Source organism: Microbacterium sp. cx-59 (assembly GCF_020805625.1).
Classification (GTDB): domain Bacteria; phylum Actinomycetota; class Actinomycetes; order Actinomycetales; family Microbacteriaceae; genus Microbacterium.
The window spans coordinates 1-5579 of the sequence record NZ_JAJHGO010000012.1; the positions used below are offsets into that span (position 1 = coordinate 1).

A 5579-nucleotide genomic window follows, 5' to 3' on the forward strand; every position below is an offset into this window, starting at 1 on the left:
CTCCTTCTGGAGGGTGTCCGTAACGCAGTAAAGGCCACCCGTCACTGGGTGGCCTTTACTGTTTTGTGAAAAGAAGTCCGGCGGTGTCCTACTCTCCCACAGGGTCCCCCCTGCAGTACCATCGGCGCTGAGAGGCTTAGCTTCCGGGTTCGGAATGTGACCGGGCGTTTCCCTCTCGCTATGGCCGCCGAAACACTATTGATGTTTCAGTCTGCATAACAACAGTATTGTGTTGTTCTGCGGTTCTCGACCGTACATCGAGAACCACTCAGTGGACGCGTAGCACCATAAACGGTGTGTTATCAAGTCATCGGCTTATTAGTACCAGTCAGCTGCACACGTTACCGTGCTTCCACATCTGGCCTATCAACCCAGTAGTCTGGCTGGGAGCCTCTCACCCGAAGGTATGGAAGTCTCATCTTGAGGCCGGCTTCCCGCTTAGATGCTTTCAGCGGTTATCCATCCCGAACGTAGCTAATCAGCGGTGCTCCTGGCGGAACAACTGACACACCAGAGGTTCGTCCAACCCGGTCCTCTCGTACTAGGGTCAGATCCTCTCAAACTTCCTACGCGCGCAGCGGATAGGGACCGAACTGTCTCACGACGTTCTAAACCCAGCTCGCGTACCGCTTTAATGGGCGAACAGCCCAACCCTTGGGACCTACTCCAGCCCCAGGATGCGACGAGCCGACATCGAGGTGCCAAACCATGCCGTCGATATGGACTCTTGGGCAAGATCAGCCTGTTATCCCCGAGGTACCTTTTATCCGTTGAGCGACAGCGCTTCCACAAGCCACTGCCGGATCACTAGTCCCGACTTTCGTCCCTGCTCGACCTGTCAGTCTCACAGTCAAGCTCCCTTGTGCACTTACACTCGCCACCTGATTGCCAACCAGGTTGAGGGAACCTTTGGGCGCCTCCGTTACTTTTTGGGAGGCAACCGCCCCAGTTAAACTACCCACCATGCACTGTCCCTGAACCGGATTACGGTTCGAAGTTAGATATCCAGAGTGACCAGAGTGGTATTTCAACAACGACTCCACATTCACTAGCGTGAACGCTTCACAGTCTCCCACCTATCCTACACAAGCCACACCGAACACCAATACAAAGCTATAGTAAAGGTCACGGGGTCTTTCCGTCCTGCTGCGCGTAACGAGCATCTTTACTCGTAATGCAATTTCGCCGAGTTCGCGGTTGAGACAGTTGGGAAGTCGTTACGCCATTCGTGCAGGTCGGAACTTACCCGACAAGGAATTTCGCTACCTTAGGATGGTTATAGTTACCACCGCCGTTTACTGGGGCTTAAATTCAGAGCTTCGCTTGCGCTAACCCCTCCTCTTAACCTTCCAGCACCGGGCAGGCGTCAGTCCGTATACATCGTCTTGCGACTTGGCACGGACCTGTGTTTTTAGTAAACAGTCGCTACCCACTAGTCTCTGCGGCCTCCAAACGCTTTCGGAGCAAGTCCTTATACGTCGAAGGCCCCCCTTCTCCCGAAGTTACGGGGGCATTTTGCCGAGTTCCTTAACCACGATTCTCTCGATCTCCTTGGTATTCTCTACCTGACCACCTGAGTCGGTTTGGGGTACGGGCAGCTAGAACCTCGCGTCGATGCTTTTCTTGGCAGCATAGGATCACCCACTTTTTATCCGCATCGTGTCTCAGCCTTAACGAGTGACGGATTTGCCTATCACTCGGCCTACGCACTTGCACCAGGACTACCATCGCCTGGCTTGGGCTACCTTCCTGCGTCACACCTGTTAATACGCTAACCGCACCAGAACGGGGTCGAGCGTTAGACCGGCCGGCATCACCCCGAAGGGATCCACTCAGCCGGGTTAGGACTCTTAGCACCACTGGATTAGCTTGGGCGGTTCTTCGCCGGTACGGGAATATCAACCCGTTGTCCATCGACTACGCCTGTCGGCCTCGCCTTAGGTCCCGACTTACCCAGGGAAGATTAGCTTGACCCTGGAACCCTTGGTCTTTCGGAGGACGTGTTTCTCACACGTCTTTCGCTACTCATGCCTGCATTCTCACTCGTGTAGCCTCCACGGCTGGTTCACACCGCCGCTTCGCTGGCCACACGACGCTCTCCTACCCATCAACACGGCTGGACCACGAAGGCCTACCAAAAATGTCAATGCCACAACTTCGGTGGCGTGCTTGAGCCCCGTTACATTGTCGGCGCGGAATCACTTGACCAGTGAGCTATTACGCACTCTTTCAAGGGTGGCTGCTTCTAAGCCAACCTCCTGGTTGTCAAAGCAACTCCACATCCTTTCCCACTTAGCACGCGCTTAGGGACCTTAGTTGGTGGTCTGGGTTGTTTCCCTCTCGACTATGAAGCTTATCCCCCACAGTCTCACTGCTGCGCTCTCACTTACCGGCATTCGGAGTTTGGCTGACGTCAGTAACCTTGTAGGGCCCATCGGCCATCCAGTAGCTCTACCTCCGGCAAGAAACACGCAACGCTGCACCTAAATGCATTTCGGAGAGAACCAGCTATCACGAAGTTTGATTGGCCTTTCACCCCTATCCACAGCTCATCCCCTCAGTTTTCAACCTAAGTGGGTTCGGTCCTCCACGACGTCTTACCGTCGCTTCAACCTGGCCATGGATAGATCACTTCGCTTCGGGTCTAGGACACGCGACTGAATCGCCCTATTCAGACTCGCTTTCGCTACGGCTACCCCACACGGGTTAACCTCGCCACGTATCGCTAACTCGCAGGCTCATTCTTCAAAAGGCACGCTGTCACCCCTACTAAGGAGGCTCCAACGGTTTGTAAGCAAACGGTTTCAGGTACTATTTCACTCCCCTCCCGGGGTACTTTTCACCTTTCCCTCACGGTACTTGTCCGCTATCGGTCATCTGGGAGTATTTAGGCTTATCAGGTGGTCCTGACAGATTCACACGGGATTTCTCGGGCCCCGTGCTACTTGGGATACTCTTCACGCCAAGGCAAGGCATTTCGACTACGGGGTTCGCACCCTCTATGACCAGCCATTCAAGACTGTTCGTCTATACCTTCTTGTCACGTCGACCACTCGGCAGAATGATCAAAAAAGTCCCACAACCCCCAACATGCAACGCCTGCCGGCTATCACACACGCTAGGTTTAGCCTGATCCGGTTTCGCTCGCCACTACTAACGGAATCGCGGTTGCTTTCTCTTCCTGTGGGTACTGAGATGTTTCACTTCCCCACGTTCCCTCTACCCGCCCTATATATTCAGGCGGGAGTCACTAGGTCGGCACGCCGCCCAGCGGGGTTTCCCCATTCGGACACCCTCGGATCAAAACTTGCTTATCAGTTCCCCGAGGCTTATCGCAGATTGCTACGTCCTTCTTCGGCTCCAGATGCCAAGGCATCCACCGTTTGCTCTTAAAGACTTGAAATCACATGAGTTTAAATCGTTCTCGACACCGAACCCCGAAAGGTCCAGCATGAAATTGACTAATGATCTTTAAGATCATCTATAAGAACCGGTCAAAGACCGGTTCAAAGATGCTCGCGTCCACTGTGTAGTTCTCAAAGTACGGGCGGTACCTCCCCCACCAGCCACCAAGTGACAAGCAGAAAAGGCCCAGAAGTCCCAGTCACACACCCAAAAGTGTGCACCCGGTCCCTCAGGACCCAACAGCGTGCATGTGCAACCAACCTCACCCCAAACCGTTCCGACCACGAAAAACGCGATGTACTAAATCCAAAGATCAGCTGAAAGCACCTCATCAAATGTTCCACCCATGAGCTCCCAGCAGAAACATTCGTTCTGATCTGGGCTCTGTCACCCCAAAGGGTGCAGTGCTCCTTAGAAAGGAGGTGATCCAGCCGCACCTTCCGGTACGGCTACCTTGTTACGACTTAGTCCTAATTACCGATCCCACCTTCGACGGCTCCCTCCACAAGGGTTAGGCCACCGGCTTCAGGTGTTACCGACTTTCATGACTTGACGGGCGGTGTGTACAAGACCCGGGAACGTATTCACCGCAGCGTTGCTGATCTGCGATTACTAGCGACTCCGACTTCATGAGGTCGAGTTGCAGACCTCAATCCGAACTGGGACCGGCTTTTTGGGATTCGCTCCACCTCACGGTATTGCAGCCCTTTGTACCGGCCATTGTAGCATGCGTGAAGCCCAAGACATAAGGGGCATGATGATTTGACGTCATCCCCACCTTCCTCCGAGTTGACCCCGGCAGTATCCCATGAGTTCCCACCATTACGTGCTGGCAACATAGAACGAGGGTTGCGCTCGTTGCGGGACTTAACCCAACATCTCACGACACGAGCTGACGACAACCATGCACCACCTGTAAACGAGTGTCCAAAGAGTTCCGTATTTCTACGGCGTTCTCGAATATGTCAAGCCTTGGTAAGGTTCTTCGCGTTGCATCGAATTAATCCGCATGCTCCGCCGCTTGTGCGGGTCCCCGTCAATTCCTTTGAGTTTTAGCCTTGCGGCCGTACTCCCCAGGCGGGGAACTTAATGCGTTAGCTGCGTCACGGAATCCGTGGAATGGACCCCACAACTAGTTCCCAACGTTTACGGGGTGGACTACCAGGGTATCTAAGCCTGTTTGCTCCCCACCCTTTCGCTCCTCAGCGTCAGTTACGGCCCAGAGATCTGCCTTCGCCATCGGTGTTCCTCCTGATATCTGCGCATTCCACCGCTACACCAGGAATTCCAATCTCCCCTACCGCACTCTAGTCTGCCCGTACCCACTGCAGGCCCGAGGTTGAGCCTCGGGATTTCACAGCAGACGCGACAAACCGCCTACGAGCTCTTTACGCCCAATAATTCCGGATAACGCTTGCGCCCTACGTATTACCGCGGCTGCTGGCACGTAGTTAGCCGGCGCTTTTTCTGCAGGTACCGTCACTTTCGCTTCTTCCCTGCTAAAAGAGGTTTACAACCCGAAGGCCGTCGTCCCTCACGCGGCGTTGCTGCATCAGGCTTGCGCCCATTGTGCAATATTCCCCACTGCTGCCTCCCGTAGGAGTCTGGGCCGTGTCTCAGTCCCAGTGTGGCCGGTCACCCTCTCAGGCCGGCTACCCGTCGACGCCTTGGTGAGCCATTACCTCACCAACAAGCTGATAGGCCGCGAGCTCATCCCTGACCGAAATTCTTTCCAACTACCGACCATGCGGCCGTAGCTCATATCCAGTATTAGCAGCTGTTTCCAACTGTTATCCCAGAGTCAGGGGCAGATTGCTCACGTGTTACTCACCCGTTCGCCACTGATCCAGAAAGCAAGCTTCCCTTCACCGTTCGACTTGCATGTGTTAAGCACGCCGCCAGCGTTCATCCTGAGCCAGGATCAAACTCTCCGTAAAAGAAAAATACTGACCAACCGGAATAAGGTCGGACAGCGAGTTTGAACTGACCAAAAGGATGCCATTACTGACAATCCATAACGCCAACCCTCGAAAGGGCTGGACTTGATCCAAAGGAATCTCCCTAGCCGAAGCTAGACGAGGTTATTTGGCATTTGACAAGTGCACGCTGTTGAGTTCTCAAGGATCGGACGCTCCCACCAGCTGACCTCACGGCCAACCCCGCAGGGCAACTTC

Annotated in this window: 3 rRNA genes; all 3 read right to left on the reverse strand. The window is 54.3% G+C overall.

Annotated features, from left to right (window positions below):
* Positions 1-75: 75 nt before the first annotated feature.
* The 3 genes from rrf to LMI96_RS15985 all read right to left on the reverse strand — a co-directional run bounded on the left by rrf (position 76) and on the right by LMI96_RS15985 (position 5342).
* Positions 76-192: ribosomal RNA gene (gene rrf / locus LMI96_RS15975) — 5S ribosomal RNA — on the reverse strand.
* 106 nt (positions 193-298) lie between these two features.
* A 23S ribosomal RNA gene (locus LMI96_RS15980) occupies positions 299-3403 on the reverse strand.
* A 417-nt stretch (positions 3404-3820) separates the two neighbouring features.
* A 16S ribosomal RNA gene (locus LMI96_RS15985) occupies positions 3821-5342 on the reverse strand.
* The 16S, 23S and 5S rRNA genes sit together here, the layout of an rRNA operon.
* Between the last annotated feature and the right edge of the window lie 237 nt (positions 5343-5579).